A 1,269-nucleotide genomic window follows, 5' to 3' on the forward strand; every position below is an offset into this window, starting at 1 on the left:
GGGATGCCGGGGCCGTGGTCCCGTACGGTCAGTTCACCGCCGCGGCTCAGCGCCACCTCGATGGCGCCGCCGGACGGGCTGAACTTCACCGCGTTGTCGAGCACGTTGACCAACGCCCTTTCCAGCGCGGCCGGTTCGGCCCGTACGTACCAGGGGTTGAGGTCGGCCTCGATCGTCAGGTCCGGGCCGCGCAGCCGGGCCCGCTCCAGCGCGTTCGTCATGGTGGTGTGCAGCCCGACGATTTCGAGCGGCCCGGGATCGGCGGCGTCCGGACGGGACAGCTCCTGGAGATCCCCGATGAGCGAGGCGAGTTCGGTCATCTGCGCCTTGACCGACGCCATCAGCGCCTTGCGGTCGTCGGGCGGGATCGCGCGGCCGGTCTCCTCGCTGCGGGCGAGCAGCTCGATGTTGGTACGGAGCGAGGTGAGCGGGGTGCGCAGCTCGTGCCCGGCGTCGGCGATCAGCTGCGACTGGCGGTCGCGGGAGGAGGCGAGCGCGGCGGTCATCGAGTTGAAGGACCGGGACAGCCGGGCCACCTCGTCCTCGCCCTCGACGGGGATCCGCACGGTGAGGTCCTCGGTACGGGCCACGTGCTCGACCGCCCGGGTCAGCCCGTCCACCGGCCGCAGGCCCGCCCTGGCGATCCACAGCCCGGCCGCGCCCGCCCCGAGGATGCCGACGCCGGTCACGGCCGCGAGCAGCAGCGCGAGCTGGTTGAGCGAGGAGTCGATCTCGGCGAGGGGCCGCGACACCGTCACGGCGGCCTGGACCCCGGGCCGGACGGAGAGGCGCTGGGTGAAGACGCGGACCTTGGCGTCGCTGTCGGTCGTGCTGTTGTGCAGCGCGTTGTCCTCGGTGCCGCGCGCGACCGCGACGTCCTGCGGCTGTACCCTCACCGGCTCCGAGTACGAGGTGACGCAGCGCGTGCCGTCGGTCAGCACCACCTGGATGTAGGCGAACGAGGCCCGGTTGTCGCTGCCGTTGGCGCCGCCGCAGTTGTTGAGGGCGTCGCGCACGGCGTCCGGCGGCGCGGAGGAGTTCTGCAGGGAGGTGTCCAGTTCGCTCTCCAGCTGATTGCGCGTCAGCAGCCAGCAGGCGACGGCCGCCACCGCGACCGCGACCGCGACCGCCGAGGCGACGAGCAGGGCCAGCCGGGAGCGCAGTGGGAGCGTACGGAGCCGGTGTACGAGGGAGGTCACGCCGGTCCGCCGAATCCGCCGGTGCCCGCCGGAGCCCCTGGAGCCCCTGGAGCCCCCGGAGCCCCCGGAG

The 1,269-nt window shown here is 73.3% G+C and carries 1 protein-coding gene; it reads right to left on the reverse strand.

Annotation, left to right across the window (positions count from 1 at the left end; all coding sequences use genetic code 11):
- Positions 1-1,199: sensor histidine kinase (locus DVH02_RS34540; protein ID WP_147286220.1), on the reverse strand; the 1,199-nt coding region annotated here is incomplete at its 3' end.
- Positions 1,200-1,269 lie beyond the last annotated feature (70 nt).

This window comes from Streptomyces corynorhini (assembly GCF_003346515.1).
In the GTDB taxonomy this organism is placed as follows: Bacteria; Actinomycetota; Actinomycetes; order Streptomycetales; family Streptomycetaceae; genus Streptomyces; species Streptomyces corynorhini.